Source organism: Bacillus sp. FSL W7-1034 (genome assembly GCF_038593365.1).
Classification (GTDB): Bacteria; Bacillota; Bacilli; order Bacillales; family Bacillaceae; genus Bacillus; species Bacillus altitudinis.
This window is the reverse complement of the sequence record NZ_CP151989.1, coordinates 1,951,111-1,977,299: the sequence shown is the minus strand read 5'-3', so window position 1 is coordinate 1,977,299 and position 26,189 is coordinate 1,951,111. Positions and strand designations below refer to the sequence as shown.

Genomic DNA, 26,189 nt, shown 5'->3' with positions numbered 1-26,189 from the left:
TAGAAAGTAATCCGAAACAGTGGTAGAATATGATTGGAAGCGTTTTATTACATAAATTTGGTCATTGTGTTCTGGAAGTTATATCGAGATAGTGTTCAATCACTTGATGATCAAAGTTGGGGGTAGTGTTCAAAATGTTTCAAAATGATGTGAAACAACCGTTGAGTTGGGAAGAATTTCATGGTCCGAACCTCGGCTACGTGCTCGAGCTCTACGATCAATATGTCCAGGATCCTACTAGTGTTGATGAAGACATAAGAGGCATATTTGATGAACTTGGTGCACCACCGAGTGAAATGAAGGAGGAAATTGGGAAAAAAGAAAATAGCGTAGTTACTTCTGAACAAATCCAAAAGATAGCATCAGTCGTTAAACTGGCAGAAGACATCAGAACGTATGGCCATTTAAATGCTTCCGTCAATCCTCTTCGCAAAGAAAAGGAATTACAAGAGCTGTTTCCATTAAAGGAATACGGTTTAACTGAAGAAGACGTTAAGAATATTCCAATATCAATTATTAGTCCAGATGCACCTAAACACATTTCAAACGGCATAGAAGCCATTAACCATTTGAGAAATACGTATAAGCGTACCATTTCATTTGAGTTTGATCACGTACATGACTTCGAAGAGCGCAACTGGCTCTCTAAATCTATTGAGTCTGGTGAATTATTTAAGAAAAAACCAGCAGATAAACTAGTTTCTGTATTCAAAAGATTAACAGAAGTCGAGCAATTTGAGCAGTTCCTTCACAAAACATTTGTTGGACAAAAGCGTTTTTCTATTGAAGGATTAGACGCACTTGTTCCAGTACTTGATGAAATTATATCCGAGTCTGTTACACAAGGGACTTCAAATATTAACATTGGAATGGCACATAGAGGCCGTTTAAATGTATTAGCACATGTGTTAGGAAAGCCATATGAGATCATTTTCTCAGAATTCCAGCATGCGCCTAATAAAGAGCTTGTACCATCAGAAGGCTCTATCGGCATCAGCTACGGATGGACAGGGGATGTAAAATATCATCTCGGTGCTGACCGCCAAATCAAAGATGAAGATACAAAGAGTGCAAGAGTCACACTTGCCAATAACCCAAGTCACTTGGAATTTATTGACCCGATTATTGAAGGAAGCACTCGTGCAGCTCAAGAATCGCGTACTCAAAAAGGCTATCCAGTTCAAGACGTTGAAAAAGCGTTAGCCATCTTAATTCATGGGGATGCTGCATTTCCTGGAGAGGGAATTGTCGCAGAAACATTAAATTTAAGTCAATTAGTTGGCTATCAAGTGGGGGGAACGATCCATATCATTGCCAACAATATGATTGGATTTACCACAGAAAGCAATGAATCTCGTTCAACAAAATACGCTAGTGACCTTGCAAAAGGTTTCGAGATTCCAATTGTTCACGTCAATGCAGACGATCCAGAAGCTTGTTTAGCAGCTGTTCAGCTGGCGGTAGAATACCGTAAACGGTTTAAAAAGGATTTCTTAATTGACTTGATTGGCTACCGCAGATATGGCCATAACGAAATGGATGAGCCATCTACTACTCAGCCAATGCTGTATGATGCGGTCAGAAAGCACAAAACGGTCAAGAATATCTTCGCAGATAAGCTTGTCACTGAGGGCCTTCTGTCAAAAGAACAAAGAGAAGAAATTGAGCAGGCTGTCACGGCAAAAATTGAAGAAGCTTATAAAAAAGTACCTTCAAAGAAAGAACATACGATTCAAGAAATCGAACTGCCAGAGCCTGTATCTAACGGCTTCCCTGCAGTTGATACATCTGTAGAGTTTGATGTATTAAGAAAGCTGAATGAAGAATTAATTAGCTGGCCGAAAGACTTCCAAGTATTCGGTAAGCTAAAGCGGATCCTTGAAAAACGTGCAAAAGTGTTTACAGATGATCGCAAAGTGGAATGGTCACTTGGTGAAGCACTGGCATTTGCATCTATATTAAAAGACGGTACGCCGATTCGAATGACCGGACAGGATTCTGAGCGAGGCACATTTGCTCAAAGAAACCTTGTTCTTCACGACAGTCAAACGGGAGATGAATTCATTGCTCTTCATGAACTGAGTGATGCAAATGCATCATTTACAGTCCATAATAGTCCACTGTCAGAAGGCTCTGTCATCGGGTTTGAATATGGTTATAATGTCTATTCTCCTGAAACATTAGTGATTTGGGAAGCTCAATTTGGAGACTTCGCAAATGCGGCTCAAGTGTATTTTGATCAATTTATTTCAGCAGGCCGCGCCAAGTGGGGACAAAAGTCAGGGCTTGTGATGCTCTTGCCACATGGATATGAAGGACAAGGTCCAGAACATTCTAGTGGAAGAACAGAACGCTTCTTGCAATCAGCTGCTGAGAATAACTGGACAGTTGCGAACCTGACAAGTGCAGCTCAATACTTCCATATTCTTAGAAGACAGGCGAAAATGCTACTTCGTGAAGAGATTCGTCCTCTTGTCATCATGACACCGAAGAGTCTGCTTCGTAACCCGAACACATTATCCGAAGTCCAAGAACTAACAGATGGACAGTTCCGTCCAGTTCTTGAACAGCCGGGCCTTGTGCATGATCATGAAAAAGTAACACGCCTTGTGCTATCGAGCGGGAAGGTATCGATCGATATTAGTGATCGTTTTACTCAAATGGAAGACTCAAAAGATTGGCTTCATATTGCGAGAGTGGAACAATTATATCCATTCCCGGCCAAAGATATTAAAGCCATTTTATCAAAACTGACGAACTTAGAAGAAATCGTATGGGTGCAAGAAGAACCGCAAAATATGGGCGCTTGGGGATATATTGAGCCATATTTACGTGAAATTGCATCTGAAAAAGTAAAAGTACGTTACATCGGCCGCAGAAGACGTTCAAGTACGGCTGAGGGTGATCCAACTGTTCATAAAAAAGAACAAGAACGAATTGTATCTGATAGCTTGACTCGCAAAAACTAAGGGGGAAATGAAAAATGGCGGAAATTAAAGTACCTGAACTAGCGGAATCAATCTCGGAAGGAACAATTGCTCAGTGGCTAAAACAGCCGGGCGATTATGTTGAGCAGGGGGAATACCTGTTAGAACTTGAAACAGATAAAGTCAATGTCGAATTGACAGCTGAAGAATCTGGTGTTCTAAAAGAAGTACTGAAAGATTCTGGTGACACTGTCCAAGTTGGAGAAGTCATCGGAACGATTGCAGCAGGTGAAGCTGGCGGAAGCGAGTCCGCAGCTCCAGCACCTGAGCAAGATTCTGCACCAGCTTCGAAAGAAGAACCAGCAGCTGAACAAAAAGAAGAGGCAGCAAAAGAAGAGCCGAAATCTGGTAATGGCAGAACGATCGCTTCTCCAGCAGCTAGAAAACTAGCAAGAGAGAAGGGGTTAGACTTATCTGAGATTCCAACCGCAGATCCGCTGGGCAGGGTACGAAAGCAGGATGTAGCTTCTTACCAAAAGAATGAAGCTCCTGCAAGTGCACCGAAAGCCGCGCCAAAAGCAAATGCTGCGGTGCAAAATGATCAAGCAGGGAAACCAGTTGAGCGTGAAAAAATGTCACGCCGCAGACAAACCATTGCAAAACGTTTAGTTGAAGTTCAACAAACGGCAGCGATGCTGACAACATTTAATGAAGTCGATATGACAGCTGTCATGGATCTAAGAAAGCGTCGCAAAGATGCCTTCCTTGAACAAAACGATGTGAAACTGGGCTTCATGTCCTTCTTCACAAAAGCAGTGGTAGCAGCACTTAAAAAATATCCACTTCTCAACGCAGAAATTCAAGGTGATGAGCTTGTCATTAAAAAATTCTATGACATCGGTATTGCTGTAGCCGCCAATGAAGGGCTTGTGGTACCAGTTGTCCGTGATGCAGACAGACTATCATTTGCTGGAATTGAAAAAGAAATCGGTCATCTTGCGAAAAAAGCAAGAGATAACAAATTATCGCTCAATGAATTACAAGGTGGATCATTCACGATCACAAACGGAGGAACATTTGGTTCTCTGCTTTCAACACCAATTTTAAACAGTCCTCAAGTTGGAATTTTAGGTATGCATAAAATTCAGCTTCGTCCTGTTGCAATTGATGAAGAACGCTTTGAAAACCGTCCAATGATGTATTTAGCTCTTTCATACGACCACCGTATTGTCGATGGTAAAGAAGCTGTTGGGTTCCTTGTCACGATTAAAAATCTACTTGAAGATCCTGAACAGCTATTGCTTGAAGGATAATCGAAAGAAAAAGCTAGTACCGATGAGGGTACTAGCTTTTTTGGTCTTTATTTTCTGGGTAGCCTCTTTTTGACCAAAATGTTGCCAGCCAAGAGCCAGATAAATTATGCCATACGCTAAAAATGGCACTGGGAACGGCGGCAAGTGGAGAAAAATGTGCGGTTGCAAGGGCTGCGCCAAGTCCAGAATTTTGCATCCCTACTTCTATTGAAATTGCTCGTTGAGAAGGAATGTCCATTTTACACCATTTTGCAATGAGGTAACCCAATAATAGACCAAGAGCATTATGTAAAACAACAACGGCAAAAATAAGCAGTCCAGATTGCAGAATCTGTTCTTTATTTGCGCTGACAACAGCTGCAATGATGGCGACAATGCCAGTAACAGATACAAGTGGGAGTGCTTGTACAGCATACGTCACTTGTTTTTTAAAAAACAATTTGACGATGACCCCTAAAATAATCGGAATTAAGACAACTTGGACAATCGACAAAAACAAAGCACCCGGTGATACAGATAACCAAGATTTTGCAAAGATATAAATGAAAACAGGGGTCAAAATGGGAGCAAGTAGTGTCGAGATCGTTGTCACGGCAACGGATAAGGCCGTATTTCCTTTCGCCAAAAAGGTCATTACATTGGATGCAGTCCCGCCTGGACAGCAGCCGACGAGAATGACACCAACAGCGATTTCAGAAGGCAAATGTAACCCATAGGCCAATAAAAATGCAATGAGTGGCATTAATGTATACTGCGCTAAAACCCCGATCAATACATAAAGAGGCTTTCTAAAAAGCTCTTTAAAATCTTCAGAAGACAGTGTCAGCCCCATGCCAAACATAATAATGCCAAGTAAAAAAGGGATATAAGGTCCAATCAAAGAAAATGCCGCAGGAAAAGTAAAGCCTAGACAAGCAAAGACAATGACCCATATAGCAAATGTTCTTCCTGCAAAATGACTAATGTGTAAAAGGGTCTTCATACTATCATTCAACTCTCTTTCTTTTCATATCTTTTCTATTTTAAATGAATTTTCTGAAAAAACAACCTATGATTTTGTATTGGGTGTTCATAATATTATTATGTAAACTAATAAAAAACCACATAGTATATGAACTATGTGGAGTATGCGATCAAAAAGGTGTCCATTTCACTTGTTGAGCCTGTTTTAGTCTTGCTTCTGGATCACGCCAGTCAACGACATTCCACCACTGGTCTACATATTGCGCCTTTTCATTTCGATATTGGAGGTAATAGGCATGCTCCCACACATCAAGAGCAAGAAGGGGGATGATGTCCCACTGCGAGAGGAACTGATGGCGCTCTGCTTGTAAAATGTCTAAACGCTGAGATCGCGGGGACCATACAAGGATCGCCCATCCGACACCTTCTACTTGTTTGGCAGCAGCTGAAAAATGTGACTTGAACGCCTCATAGCTGCCAAATGATTGATCAATGAGACGAAGCATTTGACCAGTAGGTTTTCTTTTTCCTGAAGGACTCATGGAAAACCAAAAGATACAATGTAAATAATGTCCTGCCCCATGAAAGGCAAGTTCACGTTCCCAATGCTTGATCATCGTAAAGTCGTTGGTTCTTCTTGCTTTTTTTAGCGCAAGTTCAGCTTGATTTAGACCATCAACATAAGTTTGATGATGCTTTTGATGGTGCAAGTACATAATTTCTTTTGAAATATAAGGTTCGAGCGCGTCATACCGGTAAGGCAGTGGTGGTAACTGATGTTTTCCAGCTGCTATATCGCGCACTTCTTCGTGTGGCTGCATGTCTTCTGCAATCCTTTCGGCTAGTTCGTACCATTCTTGCTCACTCGAATGGTCATCCTCCATTTTGAGTCGTAAATTTTCCACTTTTCGATGAATTTTATCATCTTGCCACACATGTTGAATCGTGCTAAGCCACTCTTTGAGCTGTGAGCGATATTCTTCTTTATTCATGTATACGCCTCATTTCGTCTAAAAATGTAGAACAGGCCATCATCGGAAACACAAATGGGTAGCTATGATAGGTGATGTAAAATTGTTTTGGCAGTCCAATGCCGACTGGATAGTACATGGCTTCTTCAGTATGGTGATGGTTCACTAAAAAGGAGACAGCTTTCAAAATGGCTACGTTATTTGCTTTCTCATATTGGAGGAGCCCCTCGGTCGCCCATGCGGTTTGAACCACTGTGCCAAAGGGAAGCGGAACATAGGTTTTCAGTTCTGCACTTTTACACGATTCTCCGAAACTGCCATCTTCAAGCTGAATCTGCTTTAGGAAACGGCATGCTTTTTGCACAGCAGGGTGTGAGGAGGGGACGCCGGCCGCTTTCAGTCCTGTTAACGCTGCCCAAGTTCCATAAATATAACAAACACCCCATCTGCCAAACCATGATCCGTTTTTCTCTTGGTGGTCAATGAGCCATTTTACACATCGATCTTTTTGCCTGAGAATCGAGGGTGAAGCAGTATCTTTTTCTTCTAAACCAATCAAATGGAGCACACGACCAGTAATATCAGGAGTTGACGGATCAATCGCCGCATCCTCCGCAGATTCAAGCGGAAGGTGACGAAGTAGAAAGTGATCTTGATTTTTTTCAAAAGCAGAAAAGCCGCCATCACGGTTTTGCATGGAGAGAAGCCAGTCATATCCTCGTTTCCACTGAAGTGGAGCGTATTCTTTTGGGATCGCTTTTAACACAATTTGCGTGTCATCACAATCAGGATTATTCGTATTGATATGTGAGAAACCAAAGCCCCCGGGAGCAGCATGACGGTTATGAACTGCCCAATCCGCTTTCTTCATTTGCTGCCGGTCCAGCAAATAGGTGAAGGAATTCATGATCATGGGATCTTCTCGTTTTCTTCCTGCTCTTTGAGAAGCGTAACTGACAAGCGCTGTATCCCACACAGTCGAGGTGGAATTCTCAGCATATATCTTGCCTTGACAGGAGGTGACGAGCTTTTTCATACCTCTGACTGCTTTTTGGATGAGATGATGTCCAGGGGAGTACCCAAGGCTCATGAGGGCATAGACCGTAAAGATGGTTGCACTTAAGTAACTGTACAGCGTCCCATCTTTTTCAAGACGGTCAAACATGTATCGCTTTGCCGCTTCATATCCGAAAAAGTCGAGCCGGCTGTCGAGGGCTGTATATGACCGCATATACATGAGGAAGTGATCAGTCGAACGTTCTTCTCTTGCCATAAACCAGTCAAATGGATTTTTAGACATGTTTTCATCAAGATGGGCTAATGATGGAAACGTAGCATGAGAGGTGTACCGTTTGTTCAGTGCGATCATCATGGGTACAAAATGAATCCTTGCATAGGCACTAAGGTGGTAGAAGTGCAGCGGAAAAGACGTAGGGATGAGTAAAAAGGAAAGAGGTGCATAGAAGTAGGGCCAAGGGTGCATGCCATTTACGGCAAGCATCCACTTTGTCATAAAGTGAACGTTCTTTAGTCCACCTTTTGAGCGAATATATTGTGCTGCTTTTTCCATATGGGGCTCGTCTTTTTGAAATCTGCCAGATGCGAGCATACCGCAATAACCTTGTACTGTAGCTGTGAGATGTCCCGACTGGTCATGATACAAAGAAAAGGAACCATCTTCATTTTGTTTGGCATGTATTGCTTCGGCCAATTGATGGATCAATTGCTGATCAGGGTCACCAACGGCTTTTAACAGCATAATGAAAAAAGCATTTGTCATCATAGGTCCTTCAAAGCAGAAAATAAATGCGCCATCTTCTCTTTGTCTGCGTTCTACCTGCATGTGCAGTTCATCGATATATTCGTTGACTCTCGTTTTAAAATCTTGCATTCGGCCATGCTCCTTTCCTTTATCACTATATTCAGGAGTCGGCCTGTCACATGCCAGCACAAAAAAAGCCGATGACATCGTCATCGGCTTTCTTAAATGATTAGTCTTGCAGATTAATCCACACGCTTTTGACTTCTGTATAGTTGTTAAGGGCATATGATCCCATTTCTCTGCCAAGGCCTGACTGTTTATATCCGCCAAACGGGGAGGCGGCATCAAAGACATTATAGCAGTTGACCCAAATGGTTCCTGCTTCTAGGCGTGCAGCGATATCGTGAGCATGCTTTAAGTTTTCTGTCCAAAGTCCTGCCGCTAACCCATAGTCAGATTGATTGGCCCGTTCGACCACTTCATCAATGGAATCGTAAGGAATCGCAGATAGAACTGGACCGAAGATCTCTTCTTTTGCGATTGTCATTTCATCTTCTACATCTCTAAAGACAGTAGGGGAGACGAAATAGCCTGCTTCATAAGGGCAGTCACCACCGACTACGGCTGTTGCACCTTCTGACTTCCCTTTTTCGATATAACCTAACACACGTTCATGCTGCTCTTTACTCACTAGAGGCCCAATCTGGGTATCATGATGAAGACCAGCTCCTTGTTTTAATGATGTCGCATATTTAGCCATTTGATCGACGACTTCATCATATTGGCTCCGGTGCACAAAGACCCTTGATCCTGCACAGCACACTTGACCTTGGTTAAACATCACGCCGTTTAATGCACCTGGAATGGCTTTCTTTAAATCGGCATCTGGTAAAATAATATTCGGCGATTTTCCGCCAAGCTCTAAAGTAACACGCTTGATGGATTTGGCTGCTTTCTCCATGATCAATTTCCCAACACTTGTTGATCCAGTGAAAGCCAGCTTATTGACATCAGGGTGATCGGTTAATGCTTCACCGGCTGTTTCACCGAATCCAGGAACGATGTTAATTACGCCTTCTGGGAATCCGGCTTTATCCACTAATTCAGCTAAATATAAAGCAGATAGTGGCGTTTGTTCAGCTGGCTTTAAAACGATGGTGCAGCCTGTTGCTAGTGCAGCACCCATTTTCCACATGGCCATGAGCAACGGGAAGTTCCAAGGAATGATTTGTCCCACAACGCCAACAGGCTCATGGCGAGTATAATTAAAATATCCCTGGCTGACAGGAAGGGTTTGTCCAGTCATTTTTGTGGTCCACCCTGCATAATAGCGCATGTGCTCAATGGCAAGAGGGATATCCGCATTGGTTGTTTCATTAATTGGTTTTCCATTATCAAGTGTTTCAAGCTGAGCCAGTTCTTCTTGGTGTTCTTCCATTAAATCTGCCAGCTTAAACATCAAGCGGGCACGTTCGGCTGCAGACATAGAACGCCAAGGTCCATGGAACGCCTTTTTAGCAGCTTTTACTGCCTCATCAATGTCGGCTGCACCTGCTTCATATACATCAATAAGGGTTTCTCCTGTGGCAGGGTTAGGCGTAGAGAATGTTTTGTTATCATGACTTGTGACAAACTGACCGTTAATGTAGAGTTTTTTCGTCCCTTGGAGAAAAGATTCGAGTTTTGAACTGATTTGAAGTGTTGTAGAGCTCATAAATAAACAAACCTCCTTAAAGATATGGGTTGTTCTGCGAGTTCTAGGTGGAAAAAGTGGACATGAAGCCATTTGTATACGCACACACATGTAAACGTATACATTTATCATATTACACGACATCTTTGAAAGCAATCGATAACACTCATTGCATTTCACGAAAAATTGGCTACAATAAATGTATAGATGAAAAAAGGAGTTTTTAAATCATGATCCATCAAAACTGGCAAACGGCTGAAACGGTAAAACAAGTAAAATGTGTACATACAAATGCGAAAAAATATATGGTTGACCGGGCATTAACGGTTGGACACACATATGATGTGAAAAATGAAACAGAGGAATTTCTCTTTGTTGTTGATAATACGGGTAAAGTAGGCGGGTACTACAAAGAGTATTTCGAAGACAATTCTGCTGAATGATTTTGATGGTCATCACTCATACTAAGAAAAACAGTAAAGGGTGATGATGATGAAAAAGCAGCAGCAAGAAGAGCAGAAACATCAAAATGCTTGGCATGACAATGAAGATGCTGATATGGCGATTACACTTGAGCAAATTTCTGACGTGTATGCCGAAGGAACGATTGATACCCCGAAAGATGAATAGTCATTTAAAACAGTGATTTTACATAATCACTGTTTTTTTATGGTCTCATAACGAATGATTTCTTGAAAAAAACTGAAACTTTTTTCCTGCTTTAACAGTCTAAATAAGTAGAGGAAAGAGCATCGGATCAAAAAGAAAAAGTTAAATGAAATTTAATCTATTCGTAATGGAATAACGACGATTTATAGCGTATTCTATAAGTGAGAATAAAACGTACCCACAGAGCCGTGTGGCCGTTTTGTCATAAAGGAATTTGATGCAGGAAGAGGGGGTTTACGTGGGTATTTTTTCTGTCAGTAAACAAAATGATCATAAAAAATTCGAATCCTTATTAATTGAAGGAGAAAGAATTGAGGCTGTTTACAGACTGCGTCACGACCAAATTTGTTTTACCAATAAACGACTGATCTTTGGCGATAACCGCGTATTTTCTAAAAAGAAAGTCAGGGTCTCCTTGCCGTATCGATCAATTGAAAGTTTTGCCATTCAAGAAGCTGGCGTGTTTGATCAGGACACTGGTATGCTGCTTGTTACAAGCTCAAAAGTATTTGAACTCGATTTTTCTAAAGATACAGATTTGAGTGACGTGCAGGCCATTTTAACAAAACATCTTTGCTGATCAACGATGCGATTACATAGATCACATGCACTTTTCTCATTCTTTGTTCTTATTTTTATCTATCGCATATCCCTTGAGCTTTTCCCACTACAGTGGGGAAGGCTTTTTTCTATTCGTGTGTTTGAATCACATCAAAAAAGGATAAAGATGAAACAGATACAGAAAGGAGAATGAACAATGAAAGTATTAGTTGCTGGAGCAAACGGACATACAGGGAGACTTGTCATTCGATATTTAAAAGAAAAAGGACATGAGCCGCTTGCTCTCATTCGAGATGAAAAACAAGCAGATGCTCTAAAAGAACTTGGTGCAGCGCCTGTCATCGGTGATCTTGAAGAGGATGTGACAGATGCTGTGAAGCAAGCAGAAGCTGTCATCTTTGCAGCTGGTTCAGGCTCAAAAACAGGTGCAGATAAAACCATCGCTGTTGATCAAGAGGGAGCAAAACGCCTAGTTGATACAGCCAAAAAAGAAAATATTCAGCATTTTGTGATGCTGAGTTCTTATAATGCCGACGATCCTCATCAAGGAAAAGGACAAGGCAGTATGGAGCTTTATTATGAAGCGAAAAGAAAAGCCGATGAACATTTAAAACAGTCTGGTCTTTCTTACACCATTGTGCGGCCAGGAGCACTGCTGCATGAGGAGAAGACAGGGAAAATAGAAGCGGCTGCTCATATTCCAGACGATCGTGACATTGAGATTTCAAGAGAAGATGTAGCCACTGTCTTAGTGGAAAGCTTAACGGAATCCAATGTGAAAAATAAAGCCTTTGACTTAATCAAAGGTGATATACCAGTAGAAGAAGCACTTCGTAATCTTTAAATGAAGAAAGCTGCTGCCAAAGGCGGCGGCTTTTTTGATGTTTTCATTTCACATGGAGCGGGAAGGTAAAGAGAAAGGAGTGATTGACCGTGAGCTTAACGAAAGAGCAAAAAGCTGATTTATATGAAAGACTTATTCAATTAAAAGAAGATGTGAAAGGATCAAAAAAGAAAGAAGAATCCATGCTGGTCGAATCGAATGAGATTTCAAATGGTGTTGGAAACCATATCGCAGATCACGGAAGCATCTATTTAGATCGCATGACCGAACAGACGCTGGATCAAGTCGATGATCAGCTCGAAGGTGAAATTGATGCGGCGCTTAAGCGGATGGAAGACGGAACATATGGAATTTGTGAAAAAACAGGAAAAGACATTCCATATGAACGTTTGAAAGCAGTACCCTATACTCGTTATTCAATTGATGTAAAGAAAAATGAAGAAACCAATCAAGATCCAAATGAATTTGACCGTTCGTTCTCTGAGCAAATGCGTGATTTAACAAATAGAGAAACAATGGATCAATTACATTCAGATACGTATGAAAGGCTAGAAGAAGAGCAAGATGTTGATGTAGATGAGGAAAAATAACATGATGAGAGGAATTTATGTTTTCTCAACATAATGTTTTCCCACGTCTACATGGACAAAAATCTTGTATACATGAGTATTTTTTTAGAAAAAACATATCTTGAAATTTAATAAACTTTCGTGTAGTATAGTTTAAAGGCTGCGATGCGCGTAATGTTAATTAAGTTTTAACCTTTAAGCTGTAATAGGGAGTTTTATATTGAAGCCGGAATGTCACGCCTCCTTCGAGAGGAAGACAGGAACGTTTCTGCAAACACCCACTTTGAGGAGTGGTGGTTTAAAACTTTCTTACTTAGATTACGGCATCCGCAGCTTTTCCTAGGATGATTCAAGCCATTTTCCATTTTTGGAAAATGGCTTTTTATTTTGTCCAAAATACGATTTTGAACAGACCGAATGTGGATGTACAAATGTATGTTAAAATAGACAAAACAAACGACGGAGAGGGAATTGGATGTTACAACAAGCAGAAGCACTTCTTAAACAATATTATGGCTTTGATGCTTTTAGACAAGGACAAAAACAAGCCATTGAATCGATTGTGAATAAACGGAAGGATACGGTCTGCATTATGCCGACAGGCGGAGGTAAATCGGTTTGCTACCAGATTCCTGCCCTTATGATGGAAGGAACGACAATCGTTGTATCTCCGCTTATTTCTTTAATGAAAGATCAGGTTGATGCGTTAAATGAGATGGGAATACGATCGTCCTTTTTAAATAGTACACTTTCAGCAGGTGAAATGAATACAAGGCTGAAAAAATGTGAACAGGGGGAGTATGATTTGCTTTATATCACCCCTGAACGCTTACAAAATGAACGTTTTTTTCAGCTGCTTGATCGATTGACGATTCCTTTAATGGCTATTGATGAAGCGCACTGTATATCTGAGTGGGGACATGATTTTAGACCGAGCTATCGCTTTATACAAGAATGTGTAAACAAGCTTTCAAAAAGGCCTGTTATTGTAGCATTAACAGCCACTGCTACAAAGAAGGTCCAACAGGATATATGTGAGCAACTTGGCATGGACGAAGAAGAAACAATCTTTACTGGTTTTGCTAGAGAAAATTTGTCTTTTCAAGTGGTGAAAGGACAAAACAGCGACCAATTCATCACACAATATATGAAGAAAAACAGTCTTGAGTCAGGCATTATTTATACAGCCACACGAAAAGAAGCAGATCAAATTTATCATCGTCTAAAAAAGCAAAAGATCAAAGCGGGTGTTTATCACGGAGGATTAGATGATGAAGTGAGAGAAGAACAGCAAAATCTTTTTTTAAATGATGATATTCAAGTAATGGTAGCTACATCTGCATTTGGTATGGGGATTAATAAGTCTAATGTACGTTTTGTCATTCATCATCAAATTCCAAGAGATATTGAAAGTTACTACCAAGAAGCAGGACGTGCCGGGAGAGACGGGCTTGAAAGTGAATGCATTTTACTGTTTTCACCGCAAGGCGTACGCGTGCAGCGCTTTCTCATTGAACAATCAACAGAAGATGAATTGCGGTATCAGCATGAATTGCTCAAGTTGAGACAAATGGTAGACTACTGTCATACGGAACAGTGCCTTCAGCAATTTGTGATGGATTACTTTGACCAATCATCAAGTGCCCCTTGTCAAAAATGCAGCAACTGTCTAGACGAGAGAGAGCGTGAAGACGTCACGAGAGAAGCACAAATGGTTTTGTCGTGTACCGTTAGAATGAACGAACGATTCGGAAAAATGATGATTGCTCAAGTATTAGCCGGCTCTAAAAATAAAAAAGTGCTTGATTTTGGTTTCGACCGGCTTCCTACTTATGCTTTAATGAAACAGCATTCAGCCCAACATATCAGTGATTTCATTGAATTTTTAATTACAGAAGAGTATTTACGCATGTCTGAAGGAGCTTTTCCAACACTAAAAGTGACACAAAAAGGAAAGAAAGTGCTAGTGGGGCAGGAGACCGTCTATAAAAAGCAGGCGATAAAAGCAGAGGCTATTCAAGAAAATGATGCATTATTTGAGCAGTTAAGAATGGTCAGAATGAAGTTGGCAAGAGAGCAGGGCGTTCCGCCATTTGTTGTCTTTTCTGATCAAACATTGAAGGAAATGTCAGCAGTAGAGCCTAAAACAGAAGAAGAACTTTTAAATATTAAAGGTGTCGGTGCACAAAAAAGAGAGAAATATGGAGATGTTTTTTTAGAAGAAATTCGTTTATTTATAGAAAAAGAGAAAAAATAAAGAGTTTGAAGAAGGAAAATAAATTTTTTTCGTTTCACTTGGACGCGTTTTCATCATGATGATTTCCATCCCTTTAAAACCTTGATATGATGCGGAATTGAGCCATTTAGTGGGCTGATTTACCAATGGAGAGAGATGTTTCATGTAAAGGAACTGTAATCTAAAACATATCGTTTTGTTATTGAAATGACATTTACATATGTTACGATAGCACTCGTTAGCCGCCATAAAAAGCTAACAAGGGAGGATTTACTTTATGAAGAAGACTATTATGTCCTTGGTTGCTGTTGCAGCAATCTCAACAACAGCATTAGGAGCACAGCAAGCTTCTGCAAAGGAAATCACTGTACAGAAAGGTGATACACTTTGGGGAATCTCTCAAAAAAATGATGTGTCTCTAAAGGACCTAAAGGGTTGGAACAATTTATCTACAGACATGATCTATGTAGGAGATAAATTGACAATCTCTTCAAAAGAGAAAACTCAGGAGCAGTACAAAGTCCAGAAGGGGGACAGCCTCTGGAAAATCGCTCAAAAATTCAATGTGTCAATTAGCGATATTAAGTCTTGGAATAACTTAAACTCAGATATAATTATGATTGGTTCAACATTAAGTGTTGCTGGTCAAAGCTCAGCTCCGGTAAGCTCAGAACCTGTTCAAAAACAGGCACCTGTCCAAAAAGAGCAAACAACGAAAAAAGCTGCTCCTAAAAAGGAAACAGCTAAAGCAGAATCATCTTCTGCTAGTCAAAGTGTTCAAAAAGAAATGACTGTAACGGCTACGGCTTATACAGCAAATGATGGTGGCATCTCAGGTATCACTGCAACAGGGGTAAACTTAAACAAAAACCCAAATGCAAAAGTAATCGCAGTAGATCCTAATGTCATTCCATTAGGAAGTAAGGTTTATGTTGAAGGCTACGGTGAAGCCATCGCAGCAGATACTGGCGGCGCAATTAAAGGTAACAAAATTGATGTACACGTACCAAGCAAATCCCAAGCTAAAAATTGGGGCGTAAAATCAGTCAAAGTGAAAGTACTTAACTAGTAGTCTATTGTTTTTGGAAGAAAGCATCAGGTGGCGGCCTGATGCTTTTATTATACCTTTTTTTGGCCGGAAATACACATATTTTTCTGAAAAATTCGCATTTTCGACAAAAACCAGCGTATAAGTCTATCTCAACGCTGGTTTTTGTGTCGTTAGCTGTCCACCCAATAAATTTCTCCGCTTTGCTCTTTCCAATTAATTTGGACATCAAACTGGTGTTTTTCATAAAAATGAATCAGGCGGTCCACATGGTTCCAATCTCTTTTGACGAGATCCCCAGTAATGACTGGAATGTTTTGCTCTCTTGCGATTTCTTTTAAATGCTTCATACAGATGGATCCATAGCCATTATCAGGTGGGCCTTTAATATCGGCAATGTGAATCTTTCCTTCTTCAGGATATTCCGCGATCAAGGAAAAATCAGATTGTCCGCGAAAAGCTTTTTCACAATCGCTTAACATGATTTTGCACGTATCTGCATTCTCAATTGCAGAGACGATCATCCATTCATCTTCCTTCGCTTGATCAATGCCAATAATCTTTGCTTTTTTTGAAATATCTTTTATATTTTCTTGCATTCGATACATTTGGAACTGCAACTGCTGTAATTCTTGTTCTAATGTCTTCACATCTTTTGTTGTTTCCTGTAAGATTGACAAGTCTATTGCTCCTTTCATAGAAGAGTTGATAAAAACCACACAAATTCCCATTCTAAAGGAAGTGAGTGGATCTTTCAAGCCGCTAGAAGGCAGGCAATCGGCAAGTTTGTCTAAAATTCGACGAAGACAGCGAATTCATTGACTTTAGAGAGAAAGTTAAATAACATACTCTTAGTCGGAACTAATAAAGAGAGGTTTTCAAACATGAACGAACAGAATCAAAAACCGAAAAATTTCACCGGCATTGTTGTGTTTTTAACAATTGCCATAAACGGCTTAATTGCTTTATTATTTTTCATGCCAAAAACAGATAAATTTAGTCATCTGGATATTACATTTCTGCCGTTACTGAATGCCGTGATGAACAGTTTTACGTTTATCTTTTTACTTTCAGCGCTCATTATGATTAAACAAAAGAACATTAAAGCCCATAGACGATTTATCTTTGCGGCTTTTTCAACAACACTTGTCTTTTTAATTTCGTATGTGACGTATCATTCAATGGCAGCTGATACACACTTCGGGGGAGAAGGAATCATTCGTCCGATTTACTTCTTTATTCTCATCACACATATCGTCTTATCTGCCGTCATTGTACCGCTTGCACTGATCACTCTCTTTAGAGGCGCACAAATGCAAGTCGAACGTCATCGTAAAATTGCCAGATGGACCATGCCCCTTTGGCTCTATGTCAGTCTAACAGGTGTCATCGTATATATTATGATTTCTCCATACTACAGCTAACGTGTGTCCATCTGGGCATACGTTCTTTTATTTACAAGATGAAGTGCTTTGGATAAAATGGGAATTGGGTATCCGACTTGCACGGTATCTTCCCACCTATAGAATCACATCATGTCTGGCCGTTTGCTCGTTTGGAGAACACAATTGAACGAAACGGGGGTTATATGATGACTGAACAATTGCAGTACAAACCGGGGCTTGAAGACATTGTGGCAAGCGAAACGTCAATTTCGTTCCTAGATGTCCAGCAAGAAGAAATTGTGATTCGCGGTTATGACCTCATCGAGCTGGCACAAAGCAAGACGTACTTAGAAACAGCCTATCTGCTTATTTATGGAAGATTACCAGATGCAATGGAATATCACCAATTTCAGCAAGATATTTCCTCACAAACAAGCTTACATCCAACCATTCAAACCATTTTGACAAAACTGCCAAAAACCACCCACCCAATGGATGCCATGAGAACGTGTTTATCAGCTCTTGCAGGGTACGATGAACAATTGAATGATCGATCAGAAGCATGCCAGCAAGCGCGTGCCGTTCGATTACTTGGCCAGCTACCAGCGATTGTTGCGGGAAGCTATCATATTCTCACACAAGACACCACACCTACTCCAGACCAGACCAAATCCTACACTGAAAACTTTCTAGCGATGTTAACAGGCCGCACTCCGGCACAAGACGAAATCAAAGCATTTGACCAAACACTCACGCTTTATAGTGAGCATGAGCTGCCGAATTCCACATTTGCAGCAAGAGTCATTGCATCTACTCATTCTGACATGTATGGTGCTTTTACTGGAGCGATTTCTTCATTAAAAGGTGACTTACACGGAGGCGCAAACGAAGCAGTCATGCACATGCTCCTCGAAGGCAAAACAACAGAAGGTTTCCTTGCGCTCATCGAACGTAAATTAGCCGCAAAAGAAAAAATGATGGGCTTTGGACACCGAGTATACATGAGAAAAATGGACCCAAGAGCGGCTCTTTTAAAACGATCTTTGAAAACGCTTACCGAATCAAAAGGAGACACGACGCTTTATGACATGTGCGTCGCAGGCGAGGCATACATGAAAGAAAAGAAAAACCTCTATCCAAACCTTGATTATTACGCAGCACCTATTTATTACGTGCTCGGCATTCCTATTTCACTTTATACACCGATTTTCTTTGCTGCGAGAGCAAGCGGATTAGCAGCGCATGTCATCGAGCAGCATTCACACAATCGGATTTTTAGACCGAGAGTACGGTATTTAGGACCAAGAGGATTAAAAGGCTCAAATGATGATGGAAAAACGGGGGAATGAATATGAATAAAACAGCAGTAGCCAATCAAACAGATCAACTATTAGAAGATATCGCAGCCTATGCCGTGGATGGAGAAATTACGAGCAAAGAGGCCATTGAAACAGCTCGGTATGTACTCATGGATACACTCGGCTGCGGTATGCTGGCGCTCAACTTTCCAGAATGCACGAAGCATCTTGGACCCATCGTACCTGGAACTGTTGTGCCTAACGGAGCAAGAGTGCCCGGCACTTCATTTGTATTAGATCCTGTTCAAGCGGCTTTTAATATAGGATGTATGATCCGCTGGTTAGATTATAATGACACGTGGCTTGCACAGGAGTGGGGCCATCCCTCAGATAACCTGGGCGGGATATTGGCTGTAAGCGATTATATCAGCAGAACGAGGCTTGCAAACGGAGAAGAACCGCTTTCGATGAATGACGTACTGCATGCGATTGTAAAGGCACATGAAATACAAGGTGTGCTTGCTTTAGAAAATTGTTTGAATCGAAATGGCTTGGATCATGTTCTTTTTGTCAAGGTGGCATCAAGTGCAGTCGTTTGTGCAATGCTTGGCGGAACGAAAGAAGATGTGCAGCATGTGTTATCACAAGCATTTGTGGATAATTCACCACTTAGAACGTACCGGCATGCCCCGAACACAGGATCAAGGAAATCGTGGGCAGCAGGGGATGCCACAAGCCGTGCGGTGAGACTAGCGATGATGACATTGAAAGGAGAAATGGGCTATCAGACGCCCCTCAGTGCAGAAAAGTGGGGATTTGAAGATGTGTTAATGAAAGGAAAACCACTCACACTTGCCCAGCCGCTCGGGTCATATGTGATCGAAAATGTACTTTTTAAAATTGCCTATCCAGCAGAATTTCATGCGCAAACTGCCGCTGAGGCCGCTGTCATTCTACATGATGCGGTAAAAGACCGTTTAGATGAGATTGACAGAATTGAGATTACGACACATGAATCAGCCATTCGAATTATTGATAAAAAAGGACCGCTTTACAACCCGGCAGACCGTGACCATTGCTTGCAGTATATTACGGCCATTGGGTTAATCTATGGTGAGCTGACTGCTGATCATTATGAAGAAGAGACGGCGCAGAATCCGCTCATTGACCGTTTGCGTGATCAAATGATCGTCAAAGAAGATAAACGGTATACAGAAGACTATTTAGATCCGAAAAAGAGATCAATTGCAAACTGTGTTCAAATCTTCTTTAAAGACGGAACGATGACAGATCGAATTGAAATTGAATATCCGCTTGGTCATCGCAGAAGAAGGCAGGAAGGGGTCCCGCTGCTTGAAAAGAAATGGGTGTATCATTTGAAAACGAGATTTCCACAAAAACAAGTCGATCAAATTGTTTCACTTTGTCAAAATCCAAATCAGTTAAAAACAACGACAGTACCAGCATTTATGGATTTATTTGTCATATAAGGGGGAGCTAGTGTGTGGATCGTGAATGATGAAGTAAATCAAGCTGACTTAGCCGCAGCTTTTAAAGAGCAAATGCACAAATCCGCTTTATTTCAAATTCCAGGCGTTCATGATGGAATGTCTGCGCTCTATGCGAGGAAAATGGGATTTCAAGGGCTTTATTTATCGGGTGCCGCTTTTTGCGCAAGCAAAGGGCTTCCTGACCTCGGTATGATTCATTCCACTGAAATGGCAGAAAAGGCAAAGGAAATCATTCGAGCTTCTCAGTTGCCTCTTTTAGTTGATATGGATACTGGCTATGGCGGGGTATTAAATGCAGCCAGGGCAGCAAAAGAAATGGTGGAGAGCAAGGTAGCGGCTGTTCAAATTGAAGATCAGCAAATGCCGAAGAAATGCGGACATTTAAACGGAAAATCACTCGTTTCTGTAGAAGACATGATGGCGAAAATCAAAGCGATCAAACAAGCGGCACCTACACTTCTCGTCATCGCAAGAACAGATGCGAAGTCAGTAAACGGGATGGAGGATGTCATTCACCGGGCGAATCTCTATCTAGAAGCAGGAGCAGATGCCATTTTTCCTGAGGCGCTGATCACAGCAGAAGATTTCACGTATGCTTCAAATAATATAAAAGGGCCGCTTCTTGCAAACATGACGGAGTTTGGAAAAACACCTTATTATCATGCAGACGAATTTTCTATGTTTGGCTTTCAAATGGTGATTTATCCAGTGTCATCCCTGAGAGTTGCTGCAAAAGCGTATGAGCGTTTATTTACAGAGATTAAAGAAAAGGGGACGCAACAGGGAATACTGGAGGACATGCAAACGAGAAAAGAGCTATATGAAACGATTCATTATGATGAATATGAAGAAATGGATCAGCATTTAGCCAAAACGATCCTGCCGGAAATCGGGAAAGAGCATTCATAAAATGAAAAGCACTTCCTAAACGGAAGTGCTTTTTTTACGATGATGGTGTGGATGATGAAGCCAATTTCATCTTTTCTTCAACTGTTTTCGTTTTTTCTTTTACTTTTTCAGCATAAGTGAAATCACCGTAGCAATACGGATAGCGAAAGTTATCTTTGTCGCCCCCGCATGTATAGACTTCAGGGTTTCGCTTCACTTGCTTTTTGGAGTATTGCTTTGCCAATTTTTCGGAATGTTTTCCCCCGTTTTTTGCAACAAAATCAATATAGCCGATTCCCATGTTATAGCTTTGAATAATGGTTTCCAAATCAACGCCTTTTTTCTTCCCATGCTTGTACATGGTCGAAAAATGATGGACTCCTTGTTTAATGCTTTTCTGAGGGTCATTGATTTCATTTCGTTTCAAACCAAGAGATTCAGAGGACTGCATTGGATCTCCGCCTCTGCCTTTTGATTCTTGATACATCATACCGAGAATTAACGCGGTATATTGATCTAAATCTTGATCTCTTAACTCTGTTTCTACAAGCGGTTTGTAATCATCCAGTCTCGACAAAACAATTGATTCCGTATCAATCGGCAGCTTTTTTAACTCCTTTTGATTAAAGGAAATGACAATGGCCGCTAATACGCAAACAAACAGAAAAATCGTGAAACAGCCTGAAATGGCAAAACATCCTGTTTTTTTCTTTTTCAAGGTCAGTTCACCCCTGTTTTGCCCCGCTTTTAAAAGGGAAGTACAGCCTTTATATTATGCCATATCCTGCACAGGATACCAAGTGAAAACCTTATATTCAATCATAGCCAAACGTAAATTCTGTTCTTGTTTTCAGTCTATAGCAGAAATAAACAAAACCGATCATGAGCCACACCATGCCGATGATTAATGCATTTGTACTGATGCTTGTTAAGAGCCAAATACAAAAAGCCGTTCCGCAAAGAGGGATGATGGCATACCTCAGTGTGTTTAATACACCTCTTTGTTTTTGTTTGATGAAATAGTAAGCGAAAACAGACAAGTTAACAAACGTAAATCCAATTAATGCCCCGAAGCTGATAAACGAGTAAATGACCTCAAGCTCACCAACAACTGCGGTTAACGAAAAAACACCAATTAATAAAATATTAAATACAGGCGTTTTCAATGTTGGGTGAATATAACCGAAGAAACGCTTTGGTAATGATTGATCTCTTCCCATCGCATACAAGAGTCTTGCGGCACTCGCATGTGATGATAGGGAGGAAGAGATGACAGCGACCATGGTGCCGGCTAAAAAGAATGAGTGGAGAAACGCGCCGCCCACAAATTCTGCAATTTCAAGTGATGCCGCATCTGGATGCTTGAACTGTTGAAAATTTGGAAACACCTGCTGTAAAAAATAAGAGGTGAGGGTAAACAGCACACCTCCAATAGCGACCGTTAAAAATATGGCGAGAGGAATTGTTCTTTTTGGTTTAATTGTTTCCTCAGACATGGTCGAAATCGCATCAAATCCTAGAAAAGAAAAACATAAAATCGTCGCGCCGGAAAAAATAAGGGCGGGATCTAAGCTCGCTGAATAAAACGGACGGGTTGACAGTATCTCTCCCGTGCCTGCATGCTGCGTGAGCCCATAAATAATAAACCCAACAAATGTCACAGCGACAATCACCTGAAAGGTCACAAATAGCGCTGTAATGTTGGCTGTAAGACGTATACCGATTACATTGACAGTCGTTATGGCGATAGCAAGTATGATGATCCAAATGTAATGAGGTACATCAGGAAAGGCTGCGGTTAAATATGCACTTCCAATTGCAAAATTCACCATAGGCAAAAATAAATAGTCAAGCAATAGTGTCCATCCTACAAGGAAGCCGACGTGAGGATGAATACTTTTTTGCGCGTATGTATATGCAGATCCTGCTTTTGGAAAAGCCTTCACCATATTCCCATAGCTAAGCGCTGTCAATAGTAATGCCAGTAAAGTAAAGATATAAGCTGCAGCAACGTGTCCTTTCGTCAGCTGAGCAACAATGCCGTATGAATCAAATACGACAAGTGGGTCCATATAAGCAAGCCCGATCACAACAAGTGGAAAAACAGTCAGGCTGCGTTTTAGTCTTGGCTCTTCAGTCAATTTGCCTATCAGCTCCTCTAAAAAAATGAATAAATAATGCTCATTTTAAAAAGAATGCTACCACGTGTCAATGCTATTTGAATAAATCTTTTTTCAAAAGGTGTGGAAGCTTTGCATGCTACACGTTTTGGTATATGATGATACATAGAATAAGTCGTGAGTTGACTGACAAGAAAGGTGAAGCGAAATGAAGGAAGAACTGAATACAAATCAAGAACAGGAACGGATGGAGCTGGACGAAGAAAGTCTATTTCTTGTCTCCCAAACATTTAAAGCCTTATCTGATCCGACGCGTATTCGTATTCTGCATTTGCTGTCTCAAGGTGAACATTCAGTAAATGATATAGCAGAAACACTAAACCTTATGCAATCAACCGTATCTCATCAGCTGCGCTTTTTAAAAAATCTTCGTCTCGTGAAATCTAGACGAGCAGGGACCTCGATTTTTTACAGTCCTGAAGATCAGCATGTGATGGAAGTGCTTGAACAAATGATACACCATGCACAGCATGATTGAGAAAAAACCTTCCTACTTTTATATAGGAAGGTTTTTTATGCATGATGTACTTGGGTTGATCGTTTATTTGCTTTCATCATTTGATAAGAAAACACAATATAGTAAGCCGCTAGAAGGAAAAAGCTGAGTATTGTCAGCGCATCATCACTGACAATATGCTGATACAATTCAACGATATCCATTTTGGTGATCGCATGTGTTGTCAGATTGACCGATTTAAATGCAAGCCTAGATAAAAACAAACATAAAATAAAGCTTTCAATCCATTTACTTGTTTTCATATACAGCCGGCCATTTTCTAATTTCATCTGAATCGTCTGATAGGCGTGAACGGCGAGACTGCTCCCGAAGATCATGCCAATGACGGCATAGATAAAAATACTGTGATTTTGCCATCCTTCTGATAAGAGAATAAGGGCAGTGAGACTAAATACATACATTCTCATGAAAAGATTTATCGGGCGCACAAGCTGATAGCGTCTCATTCGATTCATTCGAATGATGATCCAGACGAGCATGACGATCCCGATCATGAACAACTGCCATACGTGATGTGTCATGATGCAACCTCCTCCTGCACAGGCAGGGATGTAAACGAATGCTGGCTGTTACTTATCATTACCATTCTTTCTTTTTTTATCAAATCAAAACCTATATTTATGAAAAAGAGGAAAAGTCATGAAAATCGATCGCATTTTGTCCATTGTGATGATACTGATTAGCAAACGGCAAGTACAGGCGAAAGACCTCGCTGAACTACATGAAGTGAGCGTGAGAACCATATACCGTGACATTGATACGATTAATCAAGCGGGGATTCCAGTTGTCACAAAACAAGGCGCAGGGGGTGGAATTTCACTCGTTGACGACTATCGTCTAGAGAAAAAATTATTCACTGATGATGATATTGAACTGATTTTAACAGCTCTTGAAAGCATTACGAGTGCATACACCTTTAAAGAAAGTGAACATGTACTAAAGAAAATGAAATCCCTGATCCCGCCTCAAAATGAGAAACAGCAACATGTATTTATTGATTTAAGCTCTTGGGGGAAAGACAGTTATTTAGAAAAGAAGCTCCAGCTCATTCATACCGCTGCCTCAGCGCATCAATATATCCAGTTCACCTATCGCAATGCAAAAGGCGAAACACTTCCTAGAAAAGTAGAGCCTTATACACTTGTCTTAAAAGGAAGACACTGGTATTTGTATGCGTATTGCTGCGTGAAAAAAGCGTTTCGCCTGTTTAAACTCAAAAGAATGTCAGACCTTATCACCCATTCAGTATCTTTTCTTCCTAAACGAATAAAAAATGAAGAAAAGCCTTGGAATGATTCTTGGCACGAAGAACCTTCCGTCAGTACACTAACGCTCAGGTTGACTGAAGATTCTGTTGGTAAAGTGAAGGAATGGATAGATGAAAATGAATTCACCGTATGTGCAGATGGTACGTATCTTGCCACAATCACGTTGCCTCAGGATGATTGGTTATATAGCTTTCTTTTTTATTTAGGGCCAGATATCGAGATTGTCTCTCCGCCATCCGTTCGGGAAGCGTTTGATCTCAAGTTGAAACAATTTCAAAAACCAAAAGGAACTTGACACAATGTTGTCAGGTTTCTTTTTATATGATGGAAAAAAGGAGATGAGAATGTATGTACGATATCGTGATTTTACAGAAACAATGGATCAAGGGATTATCTGTTCGAACAACAAACGAAATGGAGCAAACAAACGAGCGGAAGATTGCACCGCTTTGGCAGCAATTTTTCACGCAGCAGCTTCGCGGAGGACATGCGCCAGTCATAGGGCTGTATTCAGATTATGAAAAGGATGAAAATGGTGCTTATTTGTTCACAGCGGGGCAATTGGTTGACCAGCAGCTAGCACAAGATGCAAAAGAGATTCCAGGCTCCACCTACGCAAGATTTCAAACGAGAAAGGGCCCGATTGAAGAGGTTGTGTTTGAAACATGGCAGCAGATTTGGAGTTGGGATCAGCGTTATTTGCGAACATATACTGGCGATTTTGAATGGTACGACGAACGATCGATTGATCCAAAAGAAGCGCAAATTGATATTTATATTGCTGTCGATGAAAAAATAGTTGCTAAAACTAATGATATTAGTTAATATAAAACTAACGACATTAGTTTTAGGGGGAAAACAAGATGAGATTGACAACATTTGACCGTTTGCACCAGCTTACATTAATGCCGCGTATTTTTCCGGTAAATTGTTATGTATTTGAGGAAGAGAATGAACTCATCTTAATTGATGCAGCTTTGAAAATGGCAGCAAGCTCGATAATTGAATTTGCACATCAATTAAACAAACCCATTAAAAAAATTATTCTGACTCATAGTCATATGGATCATATTGGCGCACTAGATGAAGTGAAAAAGGCTTTTCCAGAGGCAGTTGTTTATTTATCGAAACGAGATGCTCGCCTGTTTGCTGGCGATTTCTCTTTACTTCCTGGTGAGCCAGAGAAAAAAGTCAAAGGCAGTTTTTCAAAAGACATTCACACAAAACCAGACGTGCTTGTTGAAGAAGGGGACGAGATTGGGTCCCTGAAAGTCATTGCCACACCAGGACATACACCAGGAAGCATCTCTTTATACGATGAAAAGTCAGGGGTTGTCATTGCGGGTGATGCAGTTGTGACAAAAGTCGGTTTATTTGTAACGGGTGAGTTTCGCTTCACCTTCCCATTCCCGGCTTTTGCCACTTGGGATGCAGAAACAGCACTAAAAAGCGCTGAAAAATTACTGGCACTTCCCTTGTCTTGTCTCGCAGCAGGGCATGGTGATCTCATCATAGAGCCTGAGGCAAAGCTCAGAGCCGCTATCGAAAAAAGGAAGCAGCAGCTACAAAAGGGGGGACAGTAAGCC

The 26,189-nt window shown here is 40.9% G+C and carries 25 protein-coding genes and 1 other RNA gene; 18 read left to right on the top strand and 8 right to left on the bottom strand.

Annotated features, from left to right (window positions below; all coding sequences use genetic code 11):
• Window positions 1–134 precede the first annotated feature (134 nt).
• Entirely contained in the window at window positions 135–2,969 is a 2,835-nt protein-coding gene (sucA, locus tag NST73_RS09975) for a 2-oxoglutarate dehydrogenase E1 component (protein WP_017359494.1), read from the top strand.
• A 14-nt stretch (window positions 2,970–2,983) separates the two neighbouring features.
• A complete protein-coding gene (gene odhB, locus NST73_RS09970) occupies window positions 2,984–4,240 on the top strand; it encodes a 2-oxoglutarate dehydrogenase complex dihydrolipoyllysine-residue succinyltransferase (RefSeq protein WP_007500721.1) in 1,257 nt (418 codons plus the stop codon).
• Window positions 4,241–4,271: 31 nt separating this feature from the next.
• On the opposite strand, the gene NST73_RS09965 is transcribed toward odhB, so the two are convergent.
• The 4 genes from NST73_RS09965 to NST73_RS09950 form a co-directional block, all read right to left on the bottom strand.
• Entirely contained in the window at window positions 4,272–5,222 is a 951-nt protein-coding gene (locus tag NST73_RS09965; protein ID WP_024718578.1) for a bile acid:sodium symporter family protein, read from the bottom strand.
• A 151-nt stretch (window positions 5,223–5,373) separates the two neighbouring features.
• Window positions 5,374–6,195 carry a superoxide dismutase gene (locus tag NST73_RS09960; RefSeq protein ID WP_144679485.1) on the bottom strand — a complete coding sequence of 274 codons (822 nt, stop codon included), beginning with the start codon at window positions 6,193–6,195 and terminating at the stop codon, window positions 5,374–5,376.
• On the bottom strand, window positions 6,188–8,065 hold the full coding sequence (locus tag NST73_RS09955) for a prenyltransferase/squalene oxidase repeat-containing protein (protein WP_144679487.1): 1,878 nt from the start codon (window positions 8,063–8,065) through the stop codon (window positions 6,188–6,190). Before NST73_RS09955 ends, NST73_RS09960 begins: the two co-directional genes overlap by 8 nt.
• Before the next feature lie 100 nt (window positions 8,066–8,165).
• On the bottom strand, window positions 8,166–9,650 hold the full coding sequence (locus NST73_RS09950; RefSeq protein WP_017359492.1) for an aldehyde dehydrogenase family protein: 1,485 nt from the start codon (window positions 9,648–9,650) through the stop codon (window positions 8,166–8,168).
• A gap of 209 nt (window positions 9,651–9,859) precedes the next feature.
• Here NST73_RS09950 and NST73_RS09945 point away from each other — a divergent pair, with 209 nt between their 5' ends.
• The 8 genes from NST73_RS09945 (at window position 9,860) to NST73_RS09910 (ending at window position 15,577) form a co-directional block, all read left to right on the top strand.
• Window positions 9,860–10,072 carry a DUF6501 family protein gene (locus NST73_RS09945; protein WP_017367443.1) on the top strand — a complete coding sequence of 71 codons (213 nt, stop codon included), beginning with the start codon at window positions 9,860–9,862 and terminating at the stop codon, window positions 10,070–10,072.
• A 43-nt stretch (window positions 10,073–10,115) separates the two neighbouring features.
• The gene (locus NST73_RS09940; protein WP_242730570.1) at window positions 10,116–10,259 is read left to right on the top strand and encodes a YozQ family protein; all 144 of its coding nucleotides are present in this window, start codon (window positions 10,116–10,118) and stop codon (window positions 10,257–10,259) included.
• 277 nt (window positions 10,260–10,536) lie between these two features.
• Window positions 10,537–10,878, top strand: a complete 342-nt coding sequence (locus tag NST73_RS09935) for a PH domain-containing protein (protein WP_008346505.1) — start codon at window positions 10,537–10,539, stop codon at window positions 10,876–10,878.
• A 177-nt stretch (window positions 10,879–11,055) separates the two neighbouring features.
• Complete coding sequence (locus tag NST73_RS09930; protein ID WP_144679489.1) at window positions 11,056–11,703, top strand: SDR family oxidoreductase; 648 nt, start codon at window positions 11,056–11,058, stop codon at window positions 11,701–11,703.
• An 89-nt stretch (window positions 11,704–11,792) separates the two neighbouring features.
• Window positions 11,793–12,293, top strand: a complete 501-nt coding sequence (locus tag NST73_RS09925; protein WP_144679491.1) for a TraR/DksA C4-type zinc finger protein — start codon at window positions 11,793–11,795, stop codon at window positions 12,291–12,293.
• A 133-nt stretch (window positions 12,294–12,426) separates the two neighbouring features.
• A non-coding RNA gene (gene ssrS / locus NST73_RS09920) (6S RNA) lies at window positions 12,427–12,612 on the top strand.
• A 135-nt stretch (window positions 12,613–12,747) separates the two neighbouring features.
• Window positions 12,748–14,529, top strand: coding sequence for a DNA helicase RecQ (recQ, locus tag NST73_RS09915; protein WP_274660366.1), 1,782 nt, complete (start codon window positions 12,748–12,750; stop codon window positions 14,527–14,529).
• 256 nt (window positions 14,530–14,785) lie between these two features.
• Window positions 14,786–15,577: a 3D domain-containing protein gene (locus NST73_RS09910; RefSeq protein ID WP_007500712.1), complete on the top strand. Its 792-nt coding sequence runs from the start codon at window positions 14,786–14,788 to the stop codon at window positions 15,575–15,577.
• A gap of 152 nt (window positions 15,578–15,729) precedes the next feature.
• Here the strand turns inward: NST73_RS09910 and NST73_RS09905 are convergent, their stop codons facing one another.
• Window positions 15,730–16,236 (bottom strand): GNAT family N-acetyltransferase, encoded by a 507-nt coding sequence (locus NST73_RS09905; protein ID WP_039165503.1) that lies wholly within the window; start codon window positions 16,234–16,236, stop codon window positions 15,730–15,732.
• A 204-nt stretch (window positions 16,237–16,440) separates the two neighbouring features.
• Between NST73_RS09905 and NST73_RS09900 the strand changes: the two genes are divergently transcribed.
• From NST73_RS09900 to prpB, 4 genes are all read left to right on the top strand, one after another.
• Window positions 16,441–16,980, top strand: coding sequence for a DUF420 domain-containing protein (locus NST73_RS09900; RefSeq protein WP_008346516.1), 540 nt, complete (start codon window positions 16,441–16,443; stop codon window positions 16,978–16,980).
• Between the two features lie 167 nt (window positions 16,981–17,147).
• Window positions 17,148–18,290: a citrate synthase gene (gene mmgD, locus NST73_RS09895; protein ID WP_342499558.1), complete on the top strand. Its 1,143-nt coding sequence runs from the start codon at window positions 17,148–17,150 to the stop codon at window positions 18,288–18,290.
• 2 nt (window positions 18,291–18,292) lie between these two features.
• A complete protein-coding gene (locus NST73_RS09890) occupies window positions 18,293–19,729 on the top strand; it encodes a bifunctional 2-methylcitrate dehydratase/aconitate hydratase (protein ID WP_277518536.1) in 1,437 nt (478 codons plus the stop codon).
• Window positions 19,730–19,741: 12 nt separating this feature from the next.
• Window positions 19,742–20,659, top strand: coding sequence for a methylisocitrate lyase (gene prpB, locus NST73_RS09885; RefSeq protein WP_144679497.1), 918 nt, complete (start codon window positions 19,742–19,744; stop codon window positions 20,657–20,659).
• 34 nt (window positions 20,660–20,693) lie between these two features.
• On the opposite strand, the gene NST73_RS09880 is transcribed toward prpB, so the two are convergent.
• Together NST73_RS09880 and NST73_RS09875 are read right to left on the bottom strand one after the other, a co-directional pair.
• Complete coding sequence (locus NST73_RS09880; protein WP_017359484.1) at window positions 20,694–21,356, bottom strand: lysozyme family protein; 663 nt, start codon at window positions 21,354–21,356, stop codon at window positions 20,694–20,696.
• Between the two features lie 97 nt (window positions 21,357–21,453).
• Window positions 21,454–22,779, bottom strand: coding sequence for an APC family permease (locus tag NST73_RS09875; RefSeq protein ID WP_017359483.1), 1,326 nt, complete (start codon window positions 22,777–22,779; stop codon window positions 21,454–21,456).
• 187 nt (window positions 22,780–22,966) lie between these two features.
• On the opposite strand from NST73_RS09875, the gene czrA reads away from it, so the two are divergent.
• The gene (czrA, locus tag NST73_RS09870) at window positions 22,967–23,296 is read left to right on the top strand and encodes a Zn(II)-responsive metalloregulatory transcriptional repressor CzrA (protein ID WP_007500691.1); all 330 of its coding nucleotides are present in this window, start codon (window positions 22,967–22,969) and stop codon (window positions 23,294–23,296) included.
• A 35-nt stretch (window positions 23,297–23,331) separates the two neighbouring features.
• Here the strand turns inward: czrA and NST73_RS09865 are convergent, their stop codons facing one another.
• Window positions 23,332–23,856, bottom strand: coding sequence for a mother cell-specific membrane sporulation protein (locus NST73_RS09865; RefSeq protein WP_160757591.1), 525 nt, complete (start codon window positions 23,854–23,856; stop codon window positions 23,332–23,334).
• Window positions 23,857–23,974: 118 nt separating this feature from the next.
• Here NST73_RS09865 and NST73_RS09860 point away from each other — a divergent pair, with 118 nt between their 5' ends.
• Genes NST73_RS09860 through NST73_RS09850 form a run of 3 tightly spaced genes read left to right on the top strand, consistent with a single transcriptional unit; the run spans window position 23,975 to window position 26,186 of the window.
• A complete protein-coding gene (locus NST73_RS09860) occupies window positions 23,975–24,898 on the top strand; it encodes a YafY family protein (protein WP_160757592.1) in 924 nt (307 codons plus the stop codon).
• A 53-nt stretch (window positions 24,899–24,951) separates the two neighbouring features.
• Window positions 24,952–25,428 (top strand): GyrI-like domain-containing protein, encoded by a 477-nt coding sequence (locus NST73_RS09855; RefSeq protein WP_046526860.1) that lies wholly within the window; start codon window positions 24,952–24,954, stop codon window positions 25,426–25,428.
• 38 nt (window positions 25,429–25,466) lie between these two features.
• Complete coding sequence (locus NST73_RS09850; RefSeq protein ID WP_342499081.1) at window positions 25,467–26,186, top strand: MBL fold metallo-hydrolase; 720 nt, start codon at window positions 25,467–25,469, stop codon at window positions 26,184–26,186.
• The last annotated feature ends 3 nt before the right edge of the window (window positions 26,187–26,189 follow it).